This window comes from Caenimonas terrae (genome assembly GCF_042655405.1).
Classification (GTDB): Bacteria; Pseudomonadota; Gammaproteobacteria; order Burkholderiales; family Burkholderiaceae_C; genus Ramlibacter; species Ramlibacter terrae_A.
In genome coordinates this window covers 418945-440559 of sequence record NZ_JBHSMF010000009.1, presented here as the reverse complement: position 1 = coordinate 440559, position 21615 = coordinate 418945, and the positions used below count along the sequence as shown (strand labels likewise).

General features: G+C 69.7%; 21 protein-coding genes. 9 read left to right on the top strand and 12 right to left on the bottom strand.

Annotated features, from left to right (window positions below):
• Positions 1-110 precede the first annotated feature (110 nt).
• Positions 111-854 (bottom strand): tyrosine-protein phosphatase, encoded by a 744-nt coding sequence (locus tag ACFPOE_RS15930; protein WP_376851114.1) that lies wholly within the window; start codon positions 852-854, stop codon positions 111-113.
• Positions 855-867: 13 nt separating this feature from the next.
• Entirely contained in the window at positions 868-1191 is a 324-nt protein-coding gene (locus ACFPOE_RS15925; RefSeq protein WP_376851113.1) for a nucleotide pyrophosphohydrolase, read from the bottom strand.
• Positions 1192-1305: 114 nt separating this feature from the next.
• On the opposite strand from ACFPOE_RS15925, the gene ACFPOE_RS15920 reads away from it, so the two are divergent.
• Positions 1306-3354, top strand: coding sequence for a C1 family peptidase (locus tag ACFPOE_RS15920; RefSeq protein WP_376851111.1), 2049 nt, complete (start codon positions 1306-1308; stop codon positions 3352-3354).
• Positions 3355-3364: 10 nt separating this feature from the next.
• On the opposite strand, the gene ACFPOE_RS15915 is transcribed toward ACFPOE_RS15920, so the two are convergent.
• Together ACFPOE_RS15915 and ACFPOE_RS15910 are read right to left on the bottom strand one after the other, a co-directional pair.
• On the bottom strand, positions 3365-4909 hold the full coding sequence (locus ACFPOE_RS15915; RefSeq protein ID WP_376851110.1) for a phospholipase D family protein: 1545 nt from the start codon (positions 4907-4909) through the stop codon (positions 3365-3367).
• Positions 4910-4953: 44 nt separating this feature from the next.
• Positions 4954-7005, bottom strand: coding sequence for an ATP-dependent helicase (locus tag ACFPOE_RS15910; protein ID WP_376851108.1), 2052 nt, complete (start codon positions 7003-7005; stop codon positions 4954-4956).
• Between the two features lie 18 nt (positions 7006-7023).
• Between ACFPOE_RS15910 and ACFPOE_RS15905 the strand changes: the two genes are divergently transcribed.
• Positions 7024-7968: a DUF72 domain-containing protein gene (locus ACFPOE_RS15905; RefSeq protein ID WP_376851107.1), complete on the top strand. Its 945-nt coding sequence runs from the start codon at positions 7024-7026 to the stop codon at positions 7966-7968.
• Between the two features lie 9 nt (positions 7969-7977).
• Entirely contained in the window at positions 7978-8502 is a 525-nt protein-coding gene (locus ACFPOE_RS15900) for a DUF4019 domain-containing protein (RefSeq protein ID WP_376851105.1), read from the top strand.
• On the opposite strand, the gene ACFPOE_RS15895 is transcribed toward ACFPOE_RS15900, so the two are convergent.
• From ACFPOE_RS15895 to ACFPOE_RS15885, 3 genes are all read right to left on the bottom strand, one after another.
• On the bottom strand, positions 8480-9145 hold the full coding sequence (locus ACFPOE_RS15895) for a DUF4142 domain-containing protein (protein WP_376851104.1): 666 nt from the start codon (positions 9143-9145) through the stop codon (positions 8480-8482). The genes ACFPOE_RS15900 and ACFPOE_RS15895 overlap by 23 nt on opposite strands.
• A 204-nt stretch (positions 9146-9349) precedes the next feature.
• The gene (locus tag ACFPOE_RS15890) at positions 9350-9958 is read right to left on the bottom strand and encodes a DUF4142 domain-containing protein (RefSeq protein ID WP_376851102.1); all 609 of its coding nucleotides are present in this window, start codon (positions 9956-9958) and stop codon (positions 9350-9352) included.
• A 176-nt stretch (positions 9959-10134) separates the two neighbouring features.
• Positions 10135-10965, bottom strand: coding sequence for a ZIP family metal transporter (locus tag ACFPOE_RS15885; RefSeq protein WP_376851101.1), 831 nt, complete (start codon positions 10963-10965; stop codon positions 10135-10137).
• Positions 10966-11039: 74 nt separating this feature from the next.
• Between ACFPOE_RS15885 and ACFPOE_RS15880 the strand changes: the two genes are divergently transcribed.
• Positions 11040-11228: a 4-oxalocrotonate tautomerase gene (locus ACFPOE_RS15880; protein ID WP_376851100.1), complete on the top strand. Its 189-nt coding sequence runs from the start codon at positions 11040-11042 to the stop codon at positions 11226-11228.
• 4 nt (positions 11229-11232) lie between these two features.
• Here ACFPOE_RS15880 and ACFPOE_RS15875 read toward each other — a convergent pair whose 3' ends face one another.
• The 4 genes from ACFPOE_RS15875 to ACFPOE_RS15860 form a co-directional block, all read right to left on the bottom strand.
• Positions 11233-11484 (bottom strand): hypothetical protein, encoded by a 252-nt coding sequence (locus ACFPOE_RS15875; RefSeq protein ID WP_376851099.1) that lies wholly within the window; start codon positions 11482-11484, stop codon positions 11233-11235.
• Positions 11485-11550: 66 nt separating this feature from the next.
• Positions 11551-13776 carry a molybdopterin cofactor-binding domain-containing protein gene (locus tag ACFPOE_RS15870; protein WP_376851909.1) on the bottom strand — a complete coding sequence of 742 codons (2226 nt, stop codon included), beginning with the start codon at positions 13774-13776 and terminating at the stop codon, positions 11551-11553.
• Positions 13776-14771, bottom strand: a complete 996-nt coding sequence (locus ACFPOE_RS15865; protein WP_376851098.1) for an FAD binding domain-containing protein — start codon at positions 14769-14771, stop codon at positions 13776-13778. Before ACFPOE_RS15865 ends, ACFPOE_RS15870 begins: the two co-directional genes overlap by 1 nt.
• The gene (locus tag ACFPOE_RS15860; RefSeq protein WP_376851097.1) at positions 14768-15433 is read right to left on the bottom strand and encodes a 2Fe-2S iron-sulfur cluster-binding protein; all 666 of its coding nucleotides are present in this window, start codon (positions 15431-15433) and stop codon (positions 14768-14770) included. Before ACFPOE_RS15860 ends, ACFPOE_RS15865 begins: the two co-directional genes overlap by 4 nt.
• Positions 15434-15570: 137 nt before the next feature.
• Here ACFPOE_RS15860 and ACFPOE_RS15855 point away from each other — a divergent pair, with 137 nt between their 5' ends.
• Positions 15571-15897, top strand: coding sequence for an I78 family peptidase inhibitor (locus ACFPOE_RS15855; protein ID WP_376851096.1), 327 nt, complete (start codon positions 15571-15573; stop codon positions 15895-15897).
• 18 nt (positions 15898-15915) lie between these two features.
• Here ACFPOE_RS15855 and polA read toward each other — a convergent pair whose 3' ends face one another.
• Positions 15916-18738: a DNA polymerase I gene (gene polA / locus ACFPOE_RS15850; RefSeq protein WP_376851095.1), complete on the bottom strand. Its 2823-nt coding sequence runs from the start codon at positions 18736-18738 to the stop codon at positions 15916-15918.
• A gap of 53 nt (positions 18739-18791) precedes the next feature.
• On the opposite strand from polA, the gene ACFPOE_RS15845 reads away from it, so the two are divergent.
• Genes ACFPOE_RS15845 through ACFPOE_RS15830 form a run of 4 tightly spaced genes read left to right on the top strand, consistent with a single transcriptional unit; the run spans position 18792 to position 21613 of the window.
• Positions 18792-19118 carry a hypothetical protein gene (locus tag ACFPOE_RS15845; protein ID WP_376851094.1) on the top strand — a complete coding sequence of 109 codons (327 nt, stop codon included), beginning with the start codon at positions 18792-18794 and terminating at the stop codon, positions 19116-19118.
• A gap of 1 nt (position 19119) precedes the next feature.
• Positions 19120-20094 carry a homoserine kinase gene (locus ACFPOE_RS15840; protein WP_376851093.1) on the top strand — a complete coding sequence of 325 codons (975 nt, stop codon included), beginning with the start codon at positions 19120-19122 and terminating at the stop codon, positions 20092-20094.
• On the top strand, positions 20091-20861 hold the full coding sequence (locus tag ACFPOE_RS15835; protein WP_376851092.1) for a BPSS1780 family membrane protein: 771 nt from the start codon (positions 20091-20093) through the stop codon (positions 20859-20861). The genes ACFPOE_RS15840 and ACFPOE_RS15835 overlap by 4 nt, the downstream gene beginning before the upstream one ends.
• Positions 20858-21613, top strand: coding sequence for a FecR family protein (locus ACFPOE_RS15830; protein ID WP_376851091.1), 756 nt, complete (start codon positions 20858-20860; stop codon positions 21611-21613). Before ACFPOE_RS15835 ends, ACFPOE_RS15830 begins: the two co-directional genes overlap by 4 nt.
• The last annotated feature ends 2 nt before the right edge of the window (positions 21614-21615 follow it).

Below are 21615 nucleotides of genomic sequence, written 5' to 3'. Positions count from 1 at the left end.
AGCGCCATCAGCGACCGTCGATCAAGGAACGTCGCAGCTGCTTCTTCTGATCGACAGTCCCGCATGTCCTGCGCCTGGATCCCGGCGCAGGGCCGGGATGACAGCCGCAGCTACTTGCGCTGCAGGTACAGCTCCCGCAGCCGGGCGCGCTCGGCCTCGCGCACGCCCAGGCCTTCGCGGAAGTAGGCTTCCAGGCCGCCGTACTTCTGCTGCACGGCATCGAAGGCGGCGTCCAGGAACTCCGGCTGCACGCGATACAGCACCGACGCGACATCGGGCGTCAGGCCCTTCCACTCCGACTTGGGCTTGAGCCGCTGGTTGGTCAGCAGGTAGTCGCCCATCACGTCCTCGCGCGACACGCCCAGCGCCAGCAGGATCAGCGCGGCGGCGAAGCCGGTGCGGTCCTTGCCGGCGGTGCAATGGAACACCAGCGGGTCGCTGGACTCCAGCAGGAAACCGAACAGCGAGGCGAAGCGGTGCGTGTTCTGCCGCACGAAGCCGCGGTAGGTGTCCTGCATGTGGCCGACGACGTCGGCGCGGGTGAGCTTGTGGCCGGCATCGGTGAGGTCCGACAGCACCTGCACGATGGTCGGCTCGATCGACAGCGAGTGCACCGTCACGCCCTCCAGCGCGCAGACGGCGGTCTCTCGTTCCGTGACGCCGCGCAGGTCCAGCACCCGCACCGGTTCGCGCAGCTTGCCCGACAGCAGCTGGATGTCCTCGGCCTCCAGGTTGCCCAGGTGGTCCGAGCGGAACAGGTGATGGCGCCGCACCGTTTCCTTGCCGTCGGCCGTCTGGTAGCCGCCGAGGTCGCGGAAGTTGGGGGCGCCGGTGAGGTTGAACGAGGAAGTCATATGCCGGTTCATTCTAGGCAGGCGGCGGCGCCGGATGCTTGACGGCGTTCAAAGCCAGCTTCTTCTGCGCCTCCTGCGCCACATCCAGCCCCAGCTTGTCGGCCAGCTGCAACAGGTAGAGCAGCACGTCGGCGATCTCGCGGCCCACCTCCTGCCTGGTCGCGGCATCGAGGCTGCGGCTCTGCTCCTCGGTCAGCCACTGGAAGTGCTCGAGCAGTTCGGCTGCCTCCACCGAGAGCGCGGACGCCAGGTTCTTGGGCGAATGGAACTGCTCCCAGTTGCGCGCGGCGGCGAAGGCGCGCAGCTCCAGGGTCAGCGATGCGAGGGTCGGGTCCATCGCCCATTCTCGCCAAAAAGGAGAACCCGGCGCCGCTCGCGCGGACACCGGTTCCGGCCGCCGGCCCTTGTGCGGCGACGGCTTCGGCGCGACCATCCGGGCCGGAGGAACACCATGGCGACAACCACCCTCGTCACCGGCAGCAGCAGCGGCACCGCCGTCGCGCGCAAGCTCACCGCCCGCCGCGACACGCTGGACTTTCGCGACCGCATGTTCCAGACCTCGCTGGTCGAGGTGCCGACCCACATCGCGCTGGCCGACTACCTGGCCTGGCGGATCCCGGTGCTGGACCAGGGCGAGGAAGGCGCCTGCACCGGTTTCGGCCTGGCGACCGTGGCCAACTACCTGCTGCAGCGGCGCAAGGTGCTGCCCGACAAGGTGCCGGTCAGCGCCCGCATGCTCTACGAGATGGCGCGCCGCTACGACGAGTGGCCCGGCGAGGACTACAGCGGCTCGAGCGCGCGCGGCGCGATGAAGGGCTGGCAGAAGCACGGGGTCTGCAGCGAGGACGAGTGGAAATACGAGCACGTGACGCCGCCGCCACCGCCCGGGCGGCTGACGCAGGCGCGCACCTCGGACGCGCTGCAGCGGCCGCTCGGCGCCTACCTGCGGGTCAACCACAAGGACCTGGTGGCGATGCACAGCGCGCTGGCCGAAGTCGGCATCCTGTACGCCACTGCCACCGTGCACGAAGGCTGGGACGAGGTGGACGGCAACGGCGACATCGCCTGGCCGCGCCCGCTGTCCGGCGGCCATGCCTTTGCGGTGGTGGCCTACGACGCCGGCGGCTTCTGGATCCAGAACTCGTGGAGCGACAAGTGGGGCCAGCGCGGCCTGGCGCGGATCTGCTACGACGACTGGCTGGCCAACGCCACCGACGTCTGGGTGGCGCGGCTGGGCGCTCCGGTGGTGCTGCGCCAGAGCAGCTCGGCGGCCATCGCCCATTCGGCGGCGGCGGCGCGCTCGGTGGCCTATTCGTATGCCGAGCTGCGCCCGCACATCGTCAGCCTGGGCAACGACGGCGCCCTGCGCCCCGGCGGCGACTACGGCACCACGGCCGAGGAACTGCGCGAGATCTTCGAGGTGGACATGCCGCGGGTGATGGCCGACTGGCCGACCCGGCACGTGCTGCTCTATGCGCACGGCGGCCTGGTGGACGAACGCAGCGCGGTGCAGCGGATGGCGGACTACCGCAGCGTGATGCTGGACGCCTGCATCTACCCCATCGGATTCGTCTGGCACAGCGACTACTGGTCCACCATCACCAACATCCTGCAGGACGCGATGCGGCGGCGCCGGCCCGAGGGCGCGCTGGGCGCGGCCAAGGACTTCCTGCTGGACCGGCTGGACGACACGCTGGAGATCCTGGCGCGGGCGCTGACCGGCAAGGCATCCTGGGACGAGATGAAGGAGAACGCGCTGGCCGCCGGCAGCACGCCGCAGGGCGGCGCGCGGATGGCGCTGGACCTGCTGGCGGCGCTGCGCACGCAGATGGACTTCAAGCTGCACGTGGTGAGCCACAGCGCCGGCTCGATCTTCCAGGCGCCGCTGGTGCGGCTGCTGACGGCACCGGCCAGCAAGATCGCGTCGGGCTATCTGCAGGGCCAGCGCGGCTACGCGATGCCGCTGGACACCTGCACCCTGTGGGCGCCGGCGGTGACGACCGAGCTGTTCAAGCAGGCCTACCTGCCGTCGGTGGAGGACGGCAGCATCGGCCGGCTGGCGGTGTTCGCCCTCAGCGACAAGGCGGAGCAGGACGACAACTGCGCCCGCATCTACAACAAGAGCCTGCTGTACCTGGTGTCGCGCGCCTTCGAGCAAAGCGCGTTCGGCGAAGGCACGCCGTTGCTGGGGATGGAGAAGTGGCTGGCGCGCGACCCCGATCTGTCGCAGCTCTTTACCGGCGGCAAGGCCGACCTGGTGTTCTCGCCGAACAGCAATCCGGAGGGCTCGATCACCGCCTCGCGCTCCGCGCACCACAACGACTTCGACGACGACGGCGCCACCCTCAAGGCGACGCTGGCGCGCATCACCGGCGCCGCGCCAGTGCCGGCGGGCGCGCCCGTCACCGCCGCCAGCGAGTTCCAGTTCCAGCATTCCGGTTCCTCGCTGCGCGGCAGGCGCGAGGCCGTGGACCGCGGTTCGGCGCCGATGTCGGCCTGAGCCGCGCCGGCTACAGCAGCCAGTCGATCGGCAGCAGCGACAGCAGGCCGACGCCGAACTGGCGCCAGAAGCTCGCGCCCGGTTCGGCGTCCAGCAGCAGTTCGCGGCCTTCGATCTTGTCGGCCCACTGCAGCGCGCCGTCCGGGCCCAGCTGGACCCGGTAGGCCGTGCGCGCCAGCTTGCCGATGATGGCGTCGGAGGTGGCCGCCGCCAGCGCCGGGCTGTCGATGACGAACCCCAGCTCGGTGTTGAGCTGCTGCGAGCGCGGATCGAAGTTGAAGGAACCGACGAACAGCTGCGTGCGGTCCACCGAGAAGGTCTTGGCATGCAGGCTGGCCGCCGAACTGCCGCCCAGCCGCCGCTCGGTCGCCAGCTGCTCGCCGGCGGTGGGCTTCATCTCGAACAGCGTCACCCCGGCCTCCAGCAGCGCCTTGCGCCACCGGGCATAGCCCGCGTGCACCGCCGCCACGTCGGTGGCCGCCAGCGAATTGGTCACCACCACGATCCGCACGCCCTGGCGCGCCAGGCTGGCGAGCTGCTCCACACCGGCCGCGCCGGGCACGAAATAGGGCGACACCAGTTCCAGGCTGCTGCGCGGCGGCCGCATCACGCGCAGCAGCCGGCTCCACAGCAGGCTGTCGTCGCCAGCCAGGCCCAGGCCCTTGCCGGGGTCGTCGCTGACCATGCGCACCGGCGCCCACTCGAAGGGCAACCGGTGCTGCATCGCCGCGCGCACGAACCCCTCGCGCTCCAGCGCATCCAGGTACAGCGCACGGTTGGTCGCCAGCGTGGCGCCGGCGGATTCGGACACGGGCGGCGGCGCCCCGCCCCGCGGCCGGACGATCCACTGCGCCGGATAGGACGAATCGCTGGCCCAGTAGCGGTCGAAGTCGCGGGACACCTGCGACACCACCGGGCCGATCGCGATCACGTCCAGGTCGACGAACAGCCGTCCCGGGTCGGCGTCGAAATATTCGTCGCCGACGTTGCGGCCGCCGACGATCGTCACCTGGTTGTCGGCGGTGAACGACTTGTTGTGCATGCGCCGGTTCTGGCGCTCGAAGTCCAGCAGGTAGCCCAGCGGACGCCAGCCGCGGGCGACGCTGGGGTTGAACAGCCGCACCTCGATGTTGCGGTGCGCCGCCAGCTCCGCCAGCACGCGGTCCATGCCCGCGGTGTTGTTGTCGTCCAGCAGCAGCCGCACCCGCACGCCGCGGTCGGCCGCGCGGCGCAGCACGTCCAGCAGCAGGCCGCCCGACATGTCGTCGCGCCAGATGTAGTACTGCACGTCCAGGCTGCGCTCGGCCGCGTCGGCCAGCCCGGCGCGGGCGGCGAACGCGTCCAGGCCCTGCGCCAGCGCGAACACGCCGGACTGCCCCGGATGGCCGCGCGCCATCTCAGCCACCGAGCGGCCCAGGCGCGTGTCGGCGGTGTCCTGCAGGGCCGACGACTCGGTGCGGCCCTGTGGCGGCGGCAGGCTGGCGCAGCCCGCCAGCAGCACGCCCAGCGCCAGCAGCAGGGCGCGCAGGAACGGCGGCAGGCGGCGGCTCGTCATGGGAAGGCCCGCAATCGAAACGGAAAAACGCAAGTCTAGGCCGATTACTTCCAGGCCGCCCGGGCCCGGTCGCGCACCTGCATCAATGGCGCGGACGGCGCTGCCCCGGCGGGCGCGACGGCGGCCGCGGCCGGCCACGTGACCGGCTCGAACTGCGCCGCCATCGCCTCGCTGATGAAGCGGGTGCGGCCGGCGTAGACGTGGCGGTCGCCGCCCGAGCCCTGCTGCGTGACGTAGAAGCGGTGCGGCACCAGCAGGTGCAGGTGCTCCTTGGCGCGCGTCATCGCCACGTAGAGCAGCCGGCGCTCCTCCTCCAGCTCCGCCTGCGTGCCGGTGGCCATGTCGCTGGGAATGCAGCCGTCCACCACGTTCAGCACGTGCACCGCCTTCCACTCCTGCCCTTTGGCGCTGTGGATGGTGGACAGGATCAGGTAGTCCTCGTCCAGGTGCGGCACGCCGGCCTGGTCGCTGGTGGCCTGCGGCGGATCGAGCGTCAGCTCGGTGAGGAAGCGCTCGCGGCTGCCGTAGCCGGCCGCCAGCCGCACCAGCTGCTCGATGTCCAGCTTGCGCACGTGGGCGTCGTCGTGCAGCCGCTCCAGCTGCGGCAGATACCAGTCCCTGGCCAGCTCCATGTCCGCCGGCCAGGCCACGTGGGCATCGCGCAGCTGCGCATAGAGGGTTGCGAATGCCGCCCACTCCGGCAAGGCCTGCGCAGGCGGCTCGAAGGCCTGCAGCGCCGCCAGCGGCTGCGCCGCCTCGCCCATCGCATCGAGCAGCCGGGTGGCGGTGGCCGGACCGATGCCGGCAATCAGCTGCGTCACCCGGAAGCCCGCCATCCGGCCGCGCGGGTTCTGCGCGAAGCGCAGCACGGCCAGCAGGTCCTTCACATGCGCGGCCTCCAGGAACTTCAGGCCGCCGAACTTCACGAACGGGATGTTGCGCCGCGCCAGCTCCAGCTCCAGCGCCGCGCTGTGGTTGCTGGCGCGGAACAGCACCGCCTGCGCCGTGAGCCTGGTCCCGGCCTCGCGCTGGCGCAGCACCTGCTCGGCCACCCAGCGCGCCTGCTGCGCTTCGTCCGGCACCAGCACCAGCTGCGCCCGCTGGCTGGAGGCCTTGTCGGTCCACAGCGTCTTGGCATGCCGCTCGCTGGCCTGCGCGATCACCGCATTGCTGGCCTCCAGGATCGGCATGGTGCTGCGGTAATTGCGCTCCAGCGTGACGATCCGCGCCGGCTGGGTGAACTGGTGCGGGAAGTCCAGGATGTTGCGCACCGTCGCGCCGCGGAAGGAATAGATGCTCTGGGCGTCGTCGCCGACCACCGTGACGCCCTGCCCGCTCGGCTTCATCGCCAGCACGATCTCGGCCTGCAGCCGGTTGGTGTCCTGGTATTCGTCCACCAGCACCTGGTCGAAGCGCGCGCCCAGTTCCTGCGCCAGCGCGGGCTCGGCCACCATCTCGGCCCAGAACAGCAGCAGGTCGTCGTAATCGAGCACGTTCTGCTGCTGCTTGGCCTCCACGTAGGCGCCGAACAGCTTCTTCAGTTCGGCCTCCCACTGGGTGCACCACGGATAGATCTCCTGCAGCACCTTGTCCAGCGGGTCGCGCGTGTTGAGCACCCGCGAGTAGATGCCCAGGCAGGTGCCCTTGAGCGGGAAGCGGCTCTTGGCCGCGGACAAGCCGATCTCGTGCCGCACCAGGCCAATCAGGTCCTCGGCGTCGCCGCGGTCGTGGATGGTGAAATCCTCATGCAGGCCGATGCGGCCGGCGTACTCGCGCAGCAGCCGCGCGCCGATGCTGTGGAAGGTGCCGCTCCACGGCAGCTGCGGCACGCTCTGGCCGGCCGGCAGGCCCAGCGCCTGCTGCAGCACGCCGCCGACGCGCCGCTCCATCTCCTGCGCCGCGCGCCGGCTGAAGGTGAGCAGCAGCATGCGCTGGGGATCGGCGCCGTGGCGGATCAGGTTGGCGACGCGGTGCGCCAGCGTGCTGGTCTTGCCCGAGCCGGCGCCGGCGATCACCAGCAGCGCACGGGTGTCGGCGGCGGATTCGCCGGTGCCGTGCTGCACCGCCTCCCGCTGCGCCTGGTTCAGATCGTCCATCGGCTGTATATTAATACAGTGAGCAACATCGAGATCGGCACGGCCTCCTGGACCGACAAGACCCTGATCGCCTGCGGCCGCTTCTATCCGCCCGACGCCAGGACGCCGGAAGCGCGGCTGCGCTATTACGCGACGCAGTTCCCGGTGGTCGAAGTGGACTCGAGCTACTACGGCATGCCGACCCCGGGCAACGCGCAGCTGTGGGCCGACCGCACGCCGGAGCACTTCACCTTCAACGTGAAGGCGTTCCGCCTGTTCACCGGCCACCAGACCTCGCCGGCGGTGCTGCACAAGGACCTGCAGCAGGCGCTGGGGCCGGACGCGCCCAAGGTGCTTTACTACAAGGACACGCCGGCGGAGATCCGCGACGAGCTGTGGCGGCGCTTCATCGAGGCGCTGGCGCCGCTGCGCGAGGCCGGCAAGCTGGGCGCGGTGCACTTCCAGTTCGCGCCCTGGCTGCTGCGCAACCGCGAAGGCCTGGCGCACGTCGAACACTGCGTGCAGAAGATGCCGGGCCACCTGCTGGCCGCGGAGTTCCGCAACAAGAGCTGGTTCGACGGCGAGAACACGGGGCGCACGCTGGACTTCGAGCGCCGGCTGGGCCTGGTCCACACCATCGTGGACGGCCCGCAGGGCGTGGCCAATTGCGTGCCCTGCATCTGGGAGGTGACCAATCCGCGGCTGGCCATCGTGCGCCTGCACGGCCGCAACCGGGACACCTGGAACATGAAGGGCCTGGCCGCCTCCTCCAGCCGCTTCGACTACTGGTATTCGCAGGACGAACTGGCGGCGCTGGTGCCGGAAGTGAAGGCCGTGGCCGAGCGCGCCGGCAAGGTGCAGGTGCTGTTCAACACCAACATGGAGGATCAGGGCCAGGTCAACGCCAGGCTGATGGCCAGGCTGCTGGCGTCAACGGCAGGTAAAACACTGGGGCCGCGGCAAGGGGATGGACGGGAGGGCTAGACTCGCCGCATGAAAGCCTACCAACCCACACTCCTGGTCCTCGCGGCCGCCCTTGCCTGCGGCAGCGCCTTCGCGCAGCTGAAGCTTCCGTCCAAGGCCGCGCCCAAGACAGCGCCGGCGGCCAAGCCAGCCCCCGCGGCCGCGGCTTCCGAGCCGGCCGCCGAAGCGCAAGCTTCACCCGAAGTCAAGGAAAAGGCCGCCGCCGCCACCCTCGCCGCCTCCGGCTGGTTGCTGCTGCTGGACCGCCGCGACTGGGGCCGCGCCTGGGAAACCACCTCGGCGATGTTCCGCAAGGCGGTTCCGCTGGCGAGCTGGATGGACGGCATCCCGAAGGCGCGCGACCTGGGTGATTTCGTCGAACGCGAGCCGGTGGAAGCCGTCTACAAGCCGACGCTGGAAGGCTATCCGGCGGGCGACTACGTCACCGTGATCTACGGCAGCAAGTTCAGCAAGAAGGAAGAAGTGGTGGAAGTCATCACCACCGTGCGCGAAGCCGACGGCAAGTGGCGCGTCACCGGCTATTCGACACGCTGAGCCGGACCGCCGTGGCGGTGGAAGACACGGGCTGGACGCCCGGCATCGGCGCCCTGGTCTGCGGCTTGCCGGCGCGATTCCATCTGGCGAGCTGGGGATCGGCCGGCAACGATCGCTCCGCCATGTTCTGGAAGTAGCGGGTGTTGGCCAGCGTCTTCACGATCCAGGCATTGACCTGCGGCTCGTGGATGACCGCGCTGGCCTTTTCGTAATCGCGCGCGACCGCCGCTTGCCCCATCCCGACCTGCTGCATGTAGACCGCGTCGAACTTGCTGCCGGCCAGCTTGTTCATCCGCTTGAGCGCCCTGGTCTGCTCGTTGCTCAGCATGGGCGCGGCCATGCCGCGCGCGTTGAGCAGGTGCGCCAGCTCCAGACCCACGGTGTTGTGGTGGTTGATCAGCGCGGCCGACAGCTCGCGCACACGCGGGTTGCTGGACTTGGCGAAGGCCTGGCGCGACGCTTCCAGCTCGAAGCGGCTCTGCGCGGCGGCGTTGCGCAGGAACATGCGCTCCTCGCGTGCTTCCGGCGCCATCCGCGTGGCGGAGACGGCAGCGGCGGCAGCGAAGGTCGGGCGCGGCGCCCGCGGCACGGCGACCGCGATCGACGGCGGCGCGGATGAATAGATGGTGGGCGGCGCCGTCATCGGAGCCACCGGGCCGTCCCCCACCTGGGCCCAGGCGGGAAGGCCCAGCGTTGCCAGGACGGCAACGAGAGCACTCGGACTGCATCGCATCGGAAACCCCTTGAGAGCGCCGCAGGCAGCGCGGCTTGATGCGAATTTAGGGCGCGCACCCGGCACGCGCTGTCAGCGCCTGGCTGACGCGCATGTAGGACTGCACTTCCAGCCTCAACCCTTGCCCTGGTTTTGCGGCAGCTTGGTGGCAGCGTCCAGGTGGGCGCGCAGGGTCGGCAGGGTCTTGTCGACCCACGCCTTCAGCTCCGGGTCCTTGGCCTTGCCGCTCTCCTTCTCGAAGGCCTTGATGTCCTTCTTGTGGTCCTTGAGGCCGACTTCCTTGGCGAACTCGCGGTCGAACTGGTCGCCGCTGCGCTTGCCCATCTTCTCGAGATCGCGGCGCTGGCCGTGCGAGAGTGCCGCCGGCAGCTCGACGCCCCTGCTGCCGGCCAGCTGCGCCAGTTCGGCATTGGCCTTGGTGTGGTCGTCGACCATCATGTTGGCGAAGGTCTTCAGCTCCGGCGAGCTGGCCTTGCCGGCCGCCAGCTTCGCGACCTCGACCTCGTACATGCCCTCTGCGGCCACCTTGGTCATGAACTTGCGGTCGCCGTGCGCCACCTTGGCAGGCTTGACGCCGGCGGTCTTCGCTCCCGGCGTCGCCGGCACGGTGGTGCTGACGCTCGGACCGTTGCCGCCGGGCGTGTTGCTCTGCGCCAGTGCGCCGCCGGCGGCAAAGGCGGCCGCCAGTGCGGCGGCCAGTGCATTCGAATAAAACGTCTTCATGGAATCTCCCTGTTGAAAGCGAAGCGGCGTCGACTTGCGACGCGGCCTCGGTTCCACCATAAGGAGCTGCATCCGCGCGGATTGTCGGACAAGCGCGCAACCTTGTAGGACAGCTCGACGCTACAAAAAGGTGAGCATGATGCGCACCGTTTCACTTCCGAGGGAACTCGCGCGCGCTATTGCGAATGCATGTGCGTGAAGCTGCTCACCAGCGTCACCAGTGCGATGCCGGCCAGCAGCCAGAAGATCTGCGCCAGCGTCTCGCGCGCCGACAGGCGCTTCTGCAATTGCGGGATCAGGTCAGCGAGCGCGACGTAGATGAAGCTGCTGCTGGCCACCACCAGGAAGTACGGAAGGTAGGCGTGCAGTCCGTCCACCAGCCACCAGCCGACCACGCCGCCAAGCGCAGTAACCGCGCCGGCCAGCGACACCTTCACCAGCGCGGCGCTGCGGTTGCGGCTGGTCTGGCGCAGCACCATCAGGTCGCCGATGTGGTGCGGCACCTCGTGCGCCAGCACCGCGAGCGCCGCCACCGCGCCAAGCCGCAGGTCGGCCACGAATGCGGAGGCGATCAGGATGCCGTCGCCGAAGCAATGCACGCTGTCGCCGGTGAGCACCGCCCAGCCGCCGGCACGCGGCTCGCGGTGGTGATGGCCGTGGCCGTGGCCCAGCTCGTGGCCATGCGGCTGCGCCCGCTGGTGGTGGTGCTCGTGGCCGTGGTGCCAGAGTTCGGCCTTGTCCAGCAGGAAGAAGAACACCAGCCCGACCAGCAGCGTGGCGAACAGCGCCTTGGCGCCGGCCTGGCCTTCGAACGCCTCGGGCAGCAGGTGCATGAACGACGTGGCCATCAACGCACCGGCCGCCAGGCTCAGGAGGTTCTGCGCGTCGACCCGGCTCTTGCCGTCGGCGCCGGAGGCCAGCATGCCGGCGCGCATCAAACCGGCGGCGAGCCAGACGCTGCCGATGCCGGCAGCCAGGGTCGCGATCAGGATTGCGATCAATGTCATCTGCGTCGATCTTAGCAACCGCCCCGGGCGCGGCTGGCAGAATCGGCCGCTTCACTGTCTTGCAAGGAGCAACCATGCCCACGATCCGAGTCGAGTTGATGGAGGGCCGCACGCCCGAACAGAAGAAGAACCTGGTCAAGGCCCTGACCCAGGCCGTGGTCGAGACGCTGGGCAGCCAGCCGGCCTCGGTCGACGTGCTGCTCTACGACATCAAGCGCAGCGACTGGGCCACCGGCGGGGAGCTGTGGTCGGAGAAGAAGTAGCGCCTCAGTGGATCGGCGCCGGCGGCTGGGTCGGTGCCGGCGGTGGCGGCGCGCCGGGATCGCGCGGTGCTGCCGAGGCCGGGATCGCAGCCGGCTGCACCAGCGGCGCCGGGACCGGCTGGGCAACCGGCGCCGGAATGGCCGTCTCGCCGGCCCCGGGCTCGCCGCCGCCGCCCCCGCAGGCGGGCAAGGCGGCCGCAGCGGTCAGGGCAAACAGCAAGGACAGCCGGCGCCGCCCTTCGATGGACATGGCCATGGAAACCTCCGCGCAGTGGACGCCGATTTATAGGCGCTGCACGGCGGATTCGCCAGCGGGCGGGCGTCAGGCGGGCAGGCCCGCCAGCACCTTGTCCAGCGTCAGCGGGTAGTCGCGGATGCGCACGCCGGTGGCGTTGAACACCGCATTGGCGACCGCGGCGCCGGCGCCGCTGATCCCCAGCTCGCCCACGCCCTTGATCTTCAGCGGATTGGTCTTGTCGTCCACCTCGGGCAGGAAGACCGCGTCGATCGCCGGGATGTCGGCATGCACCGGCACGTGGTATTCCGCGATGTCGTGGTTGACGAAGAAACCGTGGCGCGGATCGACCACCGCCTCCTCGTGCAGCGCCGATCCCACGCCCCAGATCATTCCGCCGATCGCCTGCGAGCGCGCCGTCTTCGCATTCAGGATGCGGCCGGCCGCGAACACGCCCAGCATGCGGCGCAGCCGGATCTCGCCGGAGTCGAGGTCGACCCCGACCTCGGCGAAGAAGGCGCCGTAGGCCTGCTGCGAGAACTTCTTTTCCATCTCGCCGGGCTTGATCTCGCCCTGCGCCTCGACGCCCGAACTGCCGGCCAGCTTGTCCAGGTGCGCGGTCTTTCCGCCGCCGGACACCATGCCGCCGCCGAACCGCGCCTGCGCCGGGTCGATGCCGGCCGATTGCGCAAGCTTGGTCCGCAGGTTCTCGCAGGCGTCGTACAGGGCCGAGCCGGCGCTGGCCGCGCCGAAGGAGCCGCCGGACCCGGCGGTCTCGGGAAAGTCGCTGTCGCCCAGCTGCATGCTCACCTTCTCGACCGGCAGGCCCAGCATCTCGGCGGCGATCTGCGTGAAGACGGTGTAGCTGCCGGTGCCGATGTCGGTCATCGACATCCGCGCCACCAGCATGCCGTCGCCCTGCAGCGTGACCTTGCACTTGGCCGCCCGCAGCAGGTTGCCGCGGGTGGCGGCGCACATGCCGGTTCCGACCAGCCAGCGGCCCTCGCGCAGCTGGCCGGGCTGGGCGCTGCGCTTGTTCCAGCCGAAGCGGCGCGCGCCCTCCTGCATGCAGGCCACCAGCTGCCGGCTGGAATAGGGAATGTGCTTTTCCGGATCCTCCGTCGGCTCGTTGCGCAGCCGCAGTTCGATCGGGTCCATCCGCAATTGGTGCGCCAGTTCGTCCATCGCGCACTCCAGCGCCAGCAGGCCCACCGCCTCGCCGGGCGCGCGGGCGGAATCGGACACCGGCAGGTCGAGCCTGACACTGCGGTGCCGCGTCATCCGGTTGGCGCCGGCGTAGAGCGAGCGGGTCTGCTTGGCGGCGCTTTCGTAGAAGTCGTCGAAGCGTGCGCTGTGCGACCACGACTCGTGGCCGATCGCCGTCAGCACGCCGTCGCGGGTGGCGCCCAGCCGCAGCCGCTGGATGGTGTCCGAGCGGTGGGTGGTGACGTGGAACATCTGCTGGCGCGTCAGCGCCGTTTTTACCGGGCGCTTGAGCTCGCGCGCAGCCATCGCGCTGAGCAGCACGTCGGCGTAGATCGGCAGCTTGCCGCCGAAGCCGCCGCCGATGTAGCGGCTGACGATGCGCACGTTCTCGTTGGGGATCTGCAATGTGTTGGAGACGCATTTCTGCGCGCTCTCCAGCAGCTGCGACGAGCAGTGGATGATGACGCGGTCGCCCTCCCACCAGGCCAGGCTGGCATGCGGTTCCATCTGGGCGTGGATGTGGAACGGCGTCGTGTAGGTCGCGTCGATGCGCACCGGCGCCGCGGTGAACGCAGGCTCGAAGTCGCCGACGTCGCTGTCCGGCTCCCTGCCGGCCCCGCCCTTGGGCTTCTCGGCCTTCCCCAGGTTGGGTTGCAGTTCGTACTCGCCCTTCTGCTGCGCATAGCTGATGCGCACCATCTGCGCGGCGGCGCGCGCCTGCTCGAAGGTCTCCGCCACCACGAAGGCGACCGGCTCGCCGTAATACTGCACCTGCGGATCGTTCAGGTAAGGCTTGGGCCGCGCGAAGCGGTCCTCGCCTTCCAGCGAGAACGGTGCCTGCCTGGGCGCATTGCGGTGCGTCATCACCATCAGCACGCCGGGCGCGCGCTCCGCGGCTGCCGTGTCGATGGCAGCGACGCGGCCCTTGGCGATGGTGCTCTCGACGATGAAGCCGTAGGCCGGCTTTGCCCCTTCCTTCACCTCGTAGGCGTAAGGCGCGGCGCCCATCACCTTGAGCCGGCCGTCCACCCGGTCCAGCGGCGCGCCGATGTTGCGGTGCTCGTTGCGGTCCAGCGCGTTGGGCGGTGCCGGTTGGTTCATCTCGATCATGCTCGTCCTTCGGGCCGGCTGGCCTCGGCCAGCACGCCGGCCAGCACGCGCCTTGCCAGCGCAATCTTGAAATCGTTGTGGCCCTGGCCGCGGGCGCCGGCCAGCACCGCATCGGCGGCAGCGCCGAAGCTGGCGGCGGCGGCGCCCGCGTTCGCCAGCCGGGCTTCCGCCTCGGGCACGCGCCAGGGCTTGTGGGCCAGGCCGCCGAAGGCCATGCGGGCCTGGCGCACCGTGCCGCCGGAAGCGTCGACGATCGCGGCCACGGACACCAGCGCGAAGGCGTAGGAGGCGCGGTCGCGCACCTTGCGGTACACCTGCCGGCCGGGCGGCGCCGGCGGCAGCGTCACGCCGGTGATGAACTCGCCTGGCTGCAGGTTCGTCTCGACGTTCGGCGTGTTGCCGGGCAGCCGGTGGAAATCGGCGATCGGGATCACGCGGCGCGCGCCTTGCGGCGAGACCGTCTCCACCTGCGCATCGAGCACGCGCATCGCCACCGCCATGTCCGACGGATGGACCGCGATGCACTGGTCGCTGGCGCCGACCACCGCATGGATGCGGTTGAAGCCGCCGATGGCCGAACAGCCGGTGCCGGGCTGGCGCTTGTTGCACGGCTTGCTGGTGTCGTAGAAGTAATAGCAGCGGGTGCGTTGCAGCAGGTTGCCGCCGGTGGTGGCCTTGTTGCGCAGCTGGCCCGAGGCGCCGGCCAGCAGGGCGCGACTGAGCACCGGGTAACGCTGGCGCACCCGCATGTCGGCCGCGAGGTCGCTGTTGCGCACCATCGCGCCGATGCGCAGCCCGCCGCCGGCCAGATCCTCGATCCGGTCCAGCCCGAGCCGGTTGACGTCCACCAGGTGCACCGGCGTCTCCACCTGCAGCTTCATCAGGTCCAGCAGGTTGGTGCCGCCGGCAATGAACTTGGCGCCGGCCCGGCCGGCAACGGCCTGCGCCGCGGCTTCGGGCGTCGCCGCCCGTTCGTAGCTGAAGGCTTTCACGAGCGGCCCCCTGCAACTTCCTCGATGGCGGCGACGATGTTGGGATAGGCGCTGCAGCGGCAGATGTTGCCGCTCATGCGCTCGCGGATCTCCTCGGCCGACAGCAGCGGTTGCTGGCGCAGGTCCGCGGTCACGTTGCTGGGCATGCCGGCCTTGGCCTCGGCCAGCATGCCGGCGGCCGAACAGATCTGCCCGGGGGTGCAGTAACCGCATTGGAAGCCGTCGTGCTTGAGGAAGGCCTGTTGCAGCGGATGCAGCTGCTCTGCGCTGGCGAAGCCCTCGATCGTGGTGATTGCCTGGCCGTCGTGCATCGCCGCCAGCGTCAGGCAGGAGTTGATGCGGCGGCCGTCGACCAGCACGGTGCAGGCCCCGCACTGGCCGTGGTCGCAGCCCTTCTTGGTGCCGCCCAGCCCGAGCCGTTCGCGCAGCGCGTCGAGCAGCGTGGTGCGGGCGTCGGCCGTCAGGTCGTACAGCCTGCCGTTGACATTGAGCTGGGTGGTGAGCAGCTGGGGCGCCGGATCGGCGGCGGCTGCGGGCGTCGACGGCGTGCCTTGCGCGCCGGCGCCCTTCAGTGCGGCGGGACCGGCCGCCACCGCGGTGGCGGCGCAGAGCACTTCGCGCCGCGTGAGGCCTGCGGCGGGAGTGTCGTTGGGGAAAATCATTGGCAACTCCTGGGAAGCGGCCAGTCTAGTGAGCCTGCCGTGGCGGCGGGGGCCGGCTCCGGCGCACAAGCCTGTGCGACCGCTCCTACAAGCGCAGCCGTCGCATCAGGCGTACGCTCTGGCAAAAGGAAACTGCCATGGAACGTCGACGCAAGCATCTGTTCGCACTCGCAAGCCCCCTCCTGGTGACCACGATGCTGGCGATCGGCGCCTGCGCCGCGACGCCCGCGGAACCGCCCGCCACCGCCAACCCCGCGCCGGGAAGCTGCGATGCGTCCAAGGCGCAGTTCGCGATCGGCCACGACGCCGGGCTGGCGATCCAGGACCAGGCCCGCGAGCGCTCCGGGGCCGGCGTGGTGCGCACAGTGCGCCCGGGCCAGATCATCACGATGGAGTTCCGCGCCGACCGCCTCACGCTGGAACTGGACGCCAGCGGCAAGGTGACGCGGGTGCGCTGCGGCTGAAGGCCGGCCGGCGCGCGCTCAGTGCGCCTTTTCCCAGTTCTCGCCGACCCCGATCTCGGCCAGCAGCGGCGCCTTCAGTTCGGCGACGCCGGCCATCAGGCGCGGGATCTCGGTCATCAGCCAGTCGACCTCGTCGTCGGGCACCTCGAACACCAGTTCGTCGTGCACCTGCATGATCATCCTGGTGCCGCGCTTCTGCTCGTCCAGCACGTCCTGCACCTTCACCATGGCGAGCTTGATCAGGTCGGCGGCCGTCCCCTGCATCGGCGCGTTGATGGCGGCCCGCTCGGCGCCGCCGCGGCGCGGGCCGTTGGGTGAATTGATCTCCGGCAGGTACAGCCGCCGGCCGAACACCGTCTCCACATAGCCCTTGCTCTTGGCCGAGAGCCGGGTTTCGTCCATGTAGTTCTTCACGCCCGGATAGCGCTGGAAATAGCGCTCGATGTAGTTGGCCGCCGCCTTGGTCTCGATGCCCAGGTTGCGCGCCAGCCCGAAGCTGCTCATGCCGTAGATCAGGCCGAAGTTGATCACCTTGGCGTAGCGGCGCTGCTCGCTGCTGACGTCCGCCGGCGCGACGCCGAACACCTCGGCGGCGGTCGCGCGGTGCACGTCCATGCCTTCGGTGAAGGCGCGCAGCAGGGCTTCGTCCTCGCTCAAGTGCGCCATGATGCGCAGCTCGATCTGGCTGTAGTCGGCGCTGGCGATCTTGTGTCCCGGCGGGGCGACGAAGGCCTCGCGCACGCGCCGGCCCTCGGCGGTCTTGACCGGGATGTTCTGCAGGTTGGGGTCGTTGCTGGACAAGCGCCCGGTGACTGCAACGGCCTGCGCATAGTGCGTGTGCACGCGGCCGGTGCGCGGATGCGCCATCTGCGCCAGCTTGTCGGTGTACGTGCCCTTGAGCTTGGACAGGCTGCGGTGTTCGAGCAGCTTGGCCGGCAGGGGATAGTCCTCCGCCAGCTTCTCCAGCACCTCTTCGTCGGTGCTCGGCACGCCGCTGGGGGTCTTCTTCACCACCGGCAGCCCCAGCTTGGTGAACAGCACCTCGCCGATCTGCTTGGGGCTGCCCAGGTTGAACGGCTGGCCGGCCAGCTCGTGCGCCTCCTGTTCCAGCTGCAGGATGCGGGCCCCGAGCTCGCCGCTTTGTTTGGCCAGCATCGGCGCGTCGATCAGCACGCCGTTGCGCTCGACGCGGTACAGCGCCTCGCTGCTCTTCATCTCCAGCTCGTAGATGAAGCGCAGCTTGCGGTCGGCCTGCAGCCGCGGCCACAGCACCTGGTGCACGTCGAGCGTCTGGTCCGAGTCCTCGCAGGAATATTCGGCCGCCTTGTCCACCGACACCTGCGCGAACGGGATCTGGTGCGCGCCCTTGCCGGCGATGGTTTCGTAGTCGATGCCGCTGCGTCCCAGGTGGCGCTCGGCCAGGCTGGCCAGCCCGTGCGGCTTGTGGACCTCCAGCACGTAGCTTTGCAGCATGGTGTCGTGCTCGTAACCCCGCACCTCGATGCCGTGGTTGGCGAACACGTGGCGGTCGTACTTGATGTGCTGGCCCAGCTTCTTCTTGTCGGGGTTCTCCAGCCAGGGCTTGAGTTTGGCCAGCACCTCTTCCCGCGGCAGCTGGTCGGGCGCGTCGCCGTAGCTGTGGGCCAGCGGCACGTAGGCCGCCTCGCCCGGCTTGACGCTGAACGACAGGCCGATGATCTCGGCCAGCATTTCGTCCAGCGAACTGGTCTCGGTGTCGATCGCGGCCAGCTCGCATGCTTGCAGCCGCGCCAGCCAGTCGTCGAACTGCTCCCAGGTGAAGATGGTGTCGTAGTGCAGGTTGGTGGCCTGCGACAGCCCCGACAGGTCCGGCTCCTCGAACAGGCCGCCCGGTCCGGGGCCGGCGCCGACCTTCTTCTTGCTGCGGTGCTCCTCGATCAGCTCGGGCGGCACGTCGTGGATCTCCAGCTGCTTGACCAGGCCCTTGAAGCCGTAGCGCTCGTAGAAGGCCTTGAGCTCCTCCACCTGCTGGCCGCCGATCACGATGTCTTCCAGCGCCGGCAGGCCGGGGATGTGGTCCTTGAGGTCGCAATCCTTGCGGATGGTCAGCAGCGCCCGGCCCTGCGGCAGCCAGTCCAGCGCCTTGCGCAGGTTCTCGCCGACCGCGCCCTTGATCTCGTGGGCGCGCGCCACCAGCGCATCCAGCGAGCCGTATTCCTTGAGCAGCTTGACCGCGGTCTTGGGGCCGACCTTGTCGACGCCCGGCACGTTGTCCACCGAATCGCCCACCAGCGTCTGGTAGTCCACCATCAGGCTGGGCGGCACGCCGAACTCCGCTTCGACGCCGGCCAGGTCGCGCCGGCGGTCGTTCATGGTGTCGATCACCACCACCCGCTCGTTGACCAGCTGGCTCAGGTCCTTGTCGCCGCTGGAGATCACGGTGTCGATGCCGCGCTCGGTCGCCATGCACGACAGCGTGCCGATCACGTCGTCGGCCTCGACGCCTTCCACGTGCAGCACCTTCCATCCGAGCAGGCGCACCACCTCGTGGATGGCCGGGATCTGCGAGCGCAGGTCGTCGGGCATCGGCGAGCGGTTGGCCTTGTATTGCGGATAGAGGTCGTCGCGGAAGGTCTTGCCCGGCGCGTCGAACACGCAGGCCGCGTAGTCGGCCCGCACGTCCTTGCGCAGCTTCTGCATCATGTTGATCATTCCGCGGATCGCACCGGTGGCCGGGCTGGCGGGATCGCCGGGAACGGCCCGCAGGTCGGGCATCGCATGGAAGGCGCGGTACAGGTAACTGGAGCCGTCGACCAGCAGCAGGGTCTTGGCGGGGGCTTCTTCGTTTGTCGTGTCGCTCATCCGGGCATTTTGCCCCGCCGGACCGGCCCCGCCCGCCGCCCTACAATCCCGCCATGCGTTCCCGTTGCCTCCTCCTGCTCCCCCTGCTGGCCTGGACCGCGGTGTCGGCCCAGCCCGCCCCTGCGCTGACGCAGCCCGAAGAGCGGCCCGATCCGCGCAAGAACCAGAAGATCGAACGCATCCGGGTCGAGGATGGCGGCGCCCGGATCGACGAGCTGCGGGTCGGCGGCCAGACGCAAAGCATCACCGTGCAGCCCAAGGCCAACGTGCCGGAATACGAATTCCAGCCGACCGACCTGGCGCGCAGCCGGCCGGCCGACAACCGCGACGGCCTGTCCACGCCCACCAGCCAGCGGGTCTGGAACCTGTTCCGGTTCTGAGATGGCGGTCTTCACGCAAGTCGCCGAGGAAGAGGCGCGCGAACTGCTGCGCCGGTTGCAGCTGGGCGAGCTGCGCGAATTGCGCGGCATCCACGGCGGCATCGAGAACACCAACTACTTCGCCACCACCGACCAGGGCCAGTTCGTCCTGACCCTGTTCGAACGGCTGTCGCCCGCGCAGCTGCCCTTTTACCTGCGGCTGATGAAGCACCTGGCGCTGCACGGCATTCCGGTGCCCGAGCCGCATGCCGTGCCCGGGCAGAAGCAGGAGAACCTGCTGCTGGAGGTGGCCGGCAAGCCGGCGGCGGTGGTCAACCGCCTGCGCGGCCACAGCGAACTGGCGCCCGGCGCGCGGCACTGCGCCGAAGTCGGTGCGATGCTGGCGCGCATGCACCTGGCGGCGCGCGACTTTCCGCTGAGCCAGCCGAACCTGCGCGGCCTCGCCTGGTGGAACGAGACGGTGCCGGTGGTGCTGCCGCACGTGGATCCCGACCAGGCCGCCCTGCTGCGCAGCGAACTGGCGTTCCAGAACCACGTCGCCGCGTCGTCGGCGTATGCAGCACTGCCACGCGGGCCGATCCACGCCGACCTGTTCCGCGACAACGTGATGTTCGAGGACGGCGAGCTGACCGGCTTTTTCGATTTCTACTTCGCCGGCGTCGACAGCTGGCTGTTCGACATCGCGGTCTGCCTGAACGACTGGTGCGTCGACCTGCCCACCGGGGCCCACGACGCCGCGCGCGCCGCCGCCTTCCTGCGGGCCTATGCGTCGGTACGGCCGCTGGCCTCGGCCGAGCGGCAGCTGCTGCCGGCGATGCTGCGGGCCGGCGCCCTGCGCTTCTGGATCTCGCGGCTGTGGGACTTCCACCTGCCGCGCGAAGCGGCCCTGCTCAAGCCGCACGACCCATCTCACTTCGAGCGGGTGCTGCGCCAGCGGGTGGCGCACCCGCCGGCCCTTTACGCGGCAACGTCATGAAACTAAACATCGTTCCGGCGCGTACTGGCTTGACATGGGTCAGGCTCGGCATCACCACCTTCTTCCGGCAACCGCTGGCCCTCGCCGGGCTGTTTTCCCTTTACGCCGGGGCGATGTGGCTGCTGGCGCATATCCCCCTGGTCGGCGCCGCCGTGTCGTCGGTGCTGGTGCCGGCCGCGACCCTGGGCATGATGGCGGCCTCCCAGCAGGCCGCGAGCGGGAAATTCCCGATGCCGACCGTGCTCCTGAGCGCATTCCGGGTCGGCCGGGCACGCGCCAGCGCGATGCTGGTGCTCGGCGTCCTGTACGGGGCCGGCTGGTTCGCGGCCATCACGATCGCCGGCATGGTGACGCCGCCGCCGGCCGCCGCCGAGGCGACAACTGCCGCGGGACAGGCACAACTTGGCATGTTCTACCTGGTCATGAGCCTGCTGACGTTGCCGCTGTCGATGCTGTTCTGGCATGCTCCTGCACTGGTGCACTGGCACGGCGTCGCGCCGGTCAAGAGCCTGTTCTTCAGCATCGTCGCCTGCCTGCGCAATTTCGGCGCCATGCTGGTGTTCGGGCTGGCGTGGTCGGCAGTGCTGCTGGCGATGGTCGCGGCGACGACGCTGGTGGCGGTGGCGCTGGGCGGGCCGCCGATGGTGGAGAACGTCTTCTATCCGCTGCTGACGCTGATGACGGCGATGTTCCTGACCTCGATCTATTTCAGTTTTCGCGACAGCTTCGTCACCGACGAAGCCCCACCACCCGGAGAGTCCACATGACGCAACACACCCTGGCCGGCCGCACCGAACAAGAGGTCCTGTGGTACCAGCGCCGCAGCTTCATCCAGGCCGCGGCCGCCTGGACGGCGATGGGCGGCTTCGCGGCCGCCCATGCGCAGCAGCGCAGCAACATCGTGGAACTGGTGGGCGACGCCACCATCAACGGCGAGCGCCTGCTGCCCCAGCGCCAGGTGCAGACCGGCGACCAGCTCGCCACCGGCCCGGGCTCGCACCTGGTGTTCGCGATCGGCAACTCGTCGTTCCTGGTGCGGCAGAACTCGCGCTTCTCGGTGGAGCGCGGCATCACGCTCAACACGGTCAGCGTGCTGCGGATGCTGACCGGCGCCGTGGCCAGCGTCTGGGGCCGCGGCACCAGCCGCCAGATCGTCACGCCCACCCTGACCGCCGGCATCCGCGGCACCGGGGTGTACACCGAGGTGCGGCCCGACGAGGGCTATCGCAGCTACTTCTGCAATTGCTACGGCACGGTGGACATGAGCGCCGGCGACGACCGGCTGGTGTCGCGCTCGAGCTACCACCAGTCGTTCTGGGCCGAGGCCCAGCCGCAGCAGGGCCGGCTGCTGGCGCCGGCCGCCGCCATCAACCACACCGACGAGGAAATGGAATACCTGGCGCGCCTGGTGAACCAGCAGACCGCGTGGGAGATCCTGGGCCGCAAGGGCGTCAAGGACGGCCGGGGCTACATGGACCCGATGCCGGCCGACGCCCATCCGGCGATGCAGCAGCGCTGACC

Bases quoted from the DNA above. Each gene is read 5' to 3' on its own strand.
- ACFPOE_RS15930 (WP_376851114.1), bottom strand. From the start codon at position 854: ATGACTTCCTCGTTCAACCTCACCGGCGCCCCCAACTTCCGCGACCTC.
- ACFPOE_RS15925 (WP_376851113.1), bottom strand. From the start codon at position 1,191: ATGGACCCGACCCTCGCATCGCTGACCCTGGAGCTGCGCGCCTTCGCC.
- ACFPOE_RS15920 (WP_376851111.1), top strand. From the start codon at position 1,306: ATGGCGACAACCACCCTCGTCACCGGCAGCAGCAGCGGCACCGCCGTC.
- ACFPOE_RS15915 (WP_376851110.1), bottom strand. From the start codon at position 4,909: ATGACGAGCCGCCGCCTGCCGCCGTTCCTGCGCGCCCTGCTGCTGGCG.
- ACFPOE_RS15910 (WP_376851108.1), bottom strand. From the start codon at position 7,005: ATGGACGATCTGAACCAGGCGCAGCGGGAGGCGGTGCAGCACGGCACC.
- ACFPOE_RS15900 (WP_376851105.1), top strand. From the start codon at position 7,978: ATGAAAGCCTACCAACCCACACTCCTGGTCCTCGCGGCCGCCCTTGCC.
- ACFPOE_RS15895 (WP_376851104.1), bottom strand. From the start codon at position 9,145: ATGACGGCGCCGCCCACCATCTATTCATCCGCGCCGCCGTCGATCGCG.
- ACFPOE_RS15890 (WP_376851102.1), bottom strand. From the start codon at position 9,958: ATGAAGACGTTTTATTCGAATGCACTGGCCGCCGCACTGGCGGCCGCC.
- ACFPOE_RS15885 (WP_376851101.1), bottom strand. From the start codon at position 10,965: ATGACATTGATCGCAATCCTGATCGCGACCCTGGCTGCCGGCATCGGC.
- ACFPOE_RS15880 (WP_376851100.1), top strand. From the start codon at position 11,040: ATGCCCACGATCCGAGTCGAGTTGATGGAGGGCCGCACGCCCGAACAG.
- ACFPOE_RS15875 (WP_376851099.1), bottom strand. From the start codon at position 11,484: ATGGCCATGTCCATCGAAGGGCGGCGCCGGCTGTCCTTGCTGTTTGCC.
- ACFPOE_RS15860 (WP_376851097.1), bottom strand. From the start codon at position 15,433: ATGATTTTCCCCAACGACACTCCCGCCGCAGGCCTCACGCGGCGCGAA.
- ACFPOE_RS15855 (WP_376851096.1), top strand. From the start codon at position 15,571: ATGGAACGTCGACGCAAGCATCTGTTCGCACTCGCAAGCCCCCTCCTG.
- polA (WP_376851095.1), bottom strand. From the start codon at position 18,738: ATGAGCGACACGACAAACGAAGAAGCCCCCGCCAAGACCCTGCTGCTG.
- ACFPOE_RS15845 (WP_376851094.1), top strand. From the start codon at position 18,792: ATGCGTTCCCGTTGCCTCCTCCTGCTCCCCCTGCTGGCCTGGACCGCG.
- ACFPOE_RS15840 (WP_376851093.1), top strand. From the start codon at position 19,120: ATGGCGGTCTTCACGCAAGTCGCCGAGGAAGAGGCGCGCGAACTGCTG.
- ACFPOE_RS15835 (WP_376851092.1), top strand. From the start codon at position 20,091: ATGAAACTAAACATCGTTCCGGCGCGTACTGGCTTGACATGGGTCAGG.
- ACFPOE_RS15830 (WP_376851091.1), top strand. From the start codon at position 20,858: ATGACGCAACACACCCTGGCCGGCCGCACCGAACAAGAGGTCCTGTGG.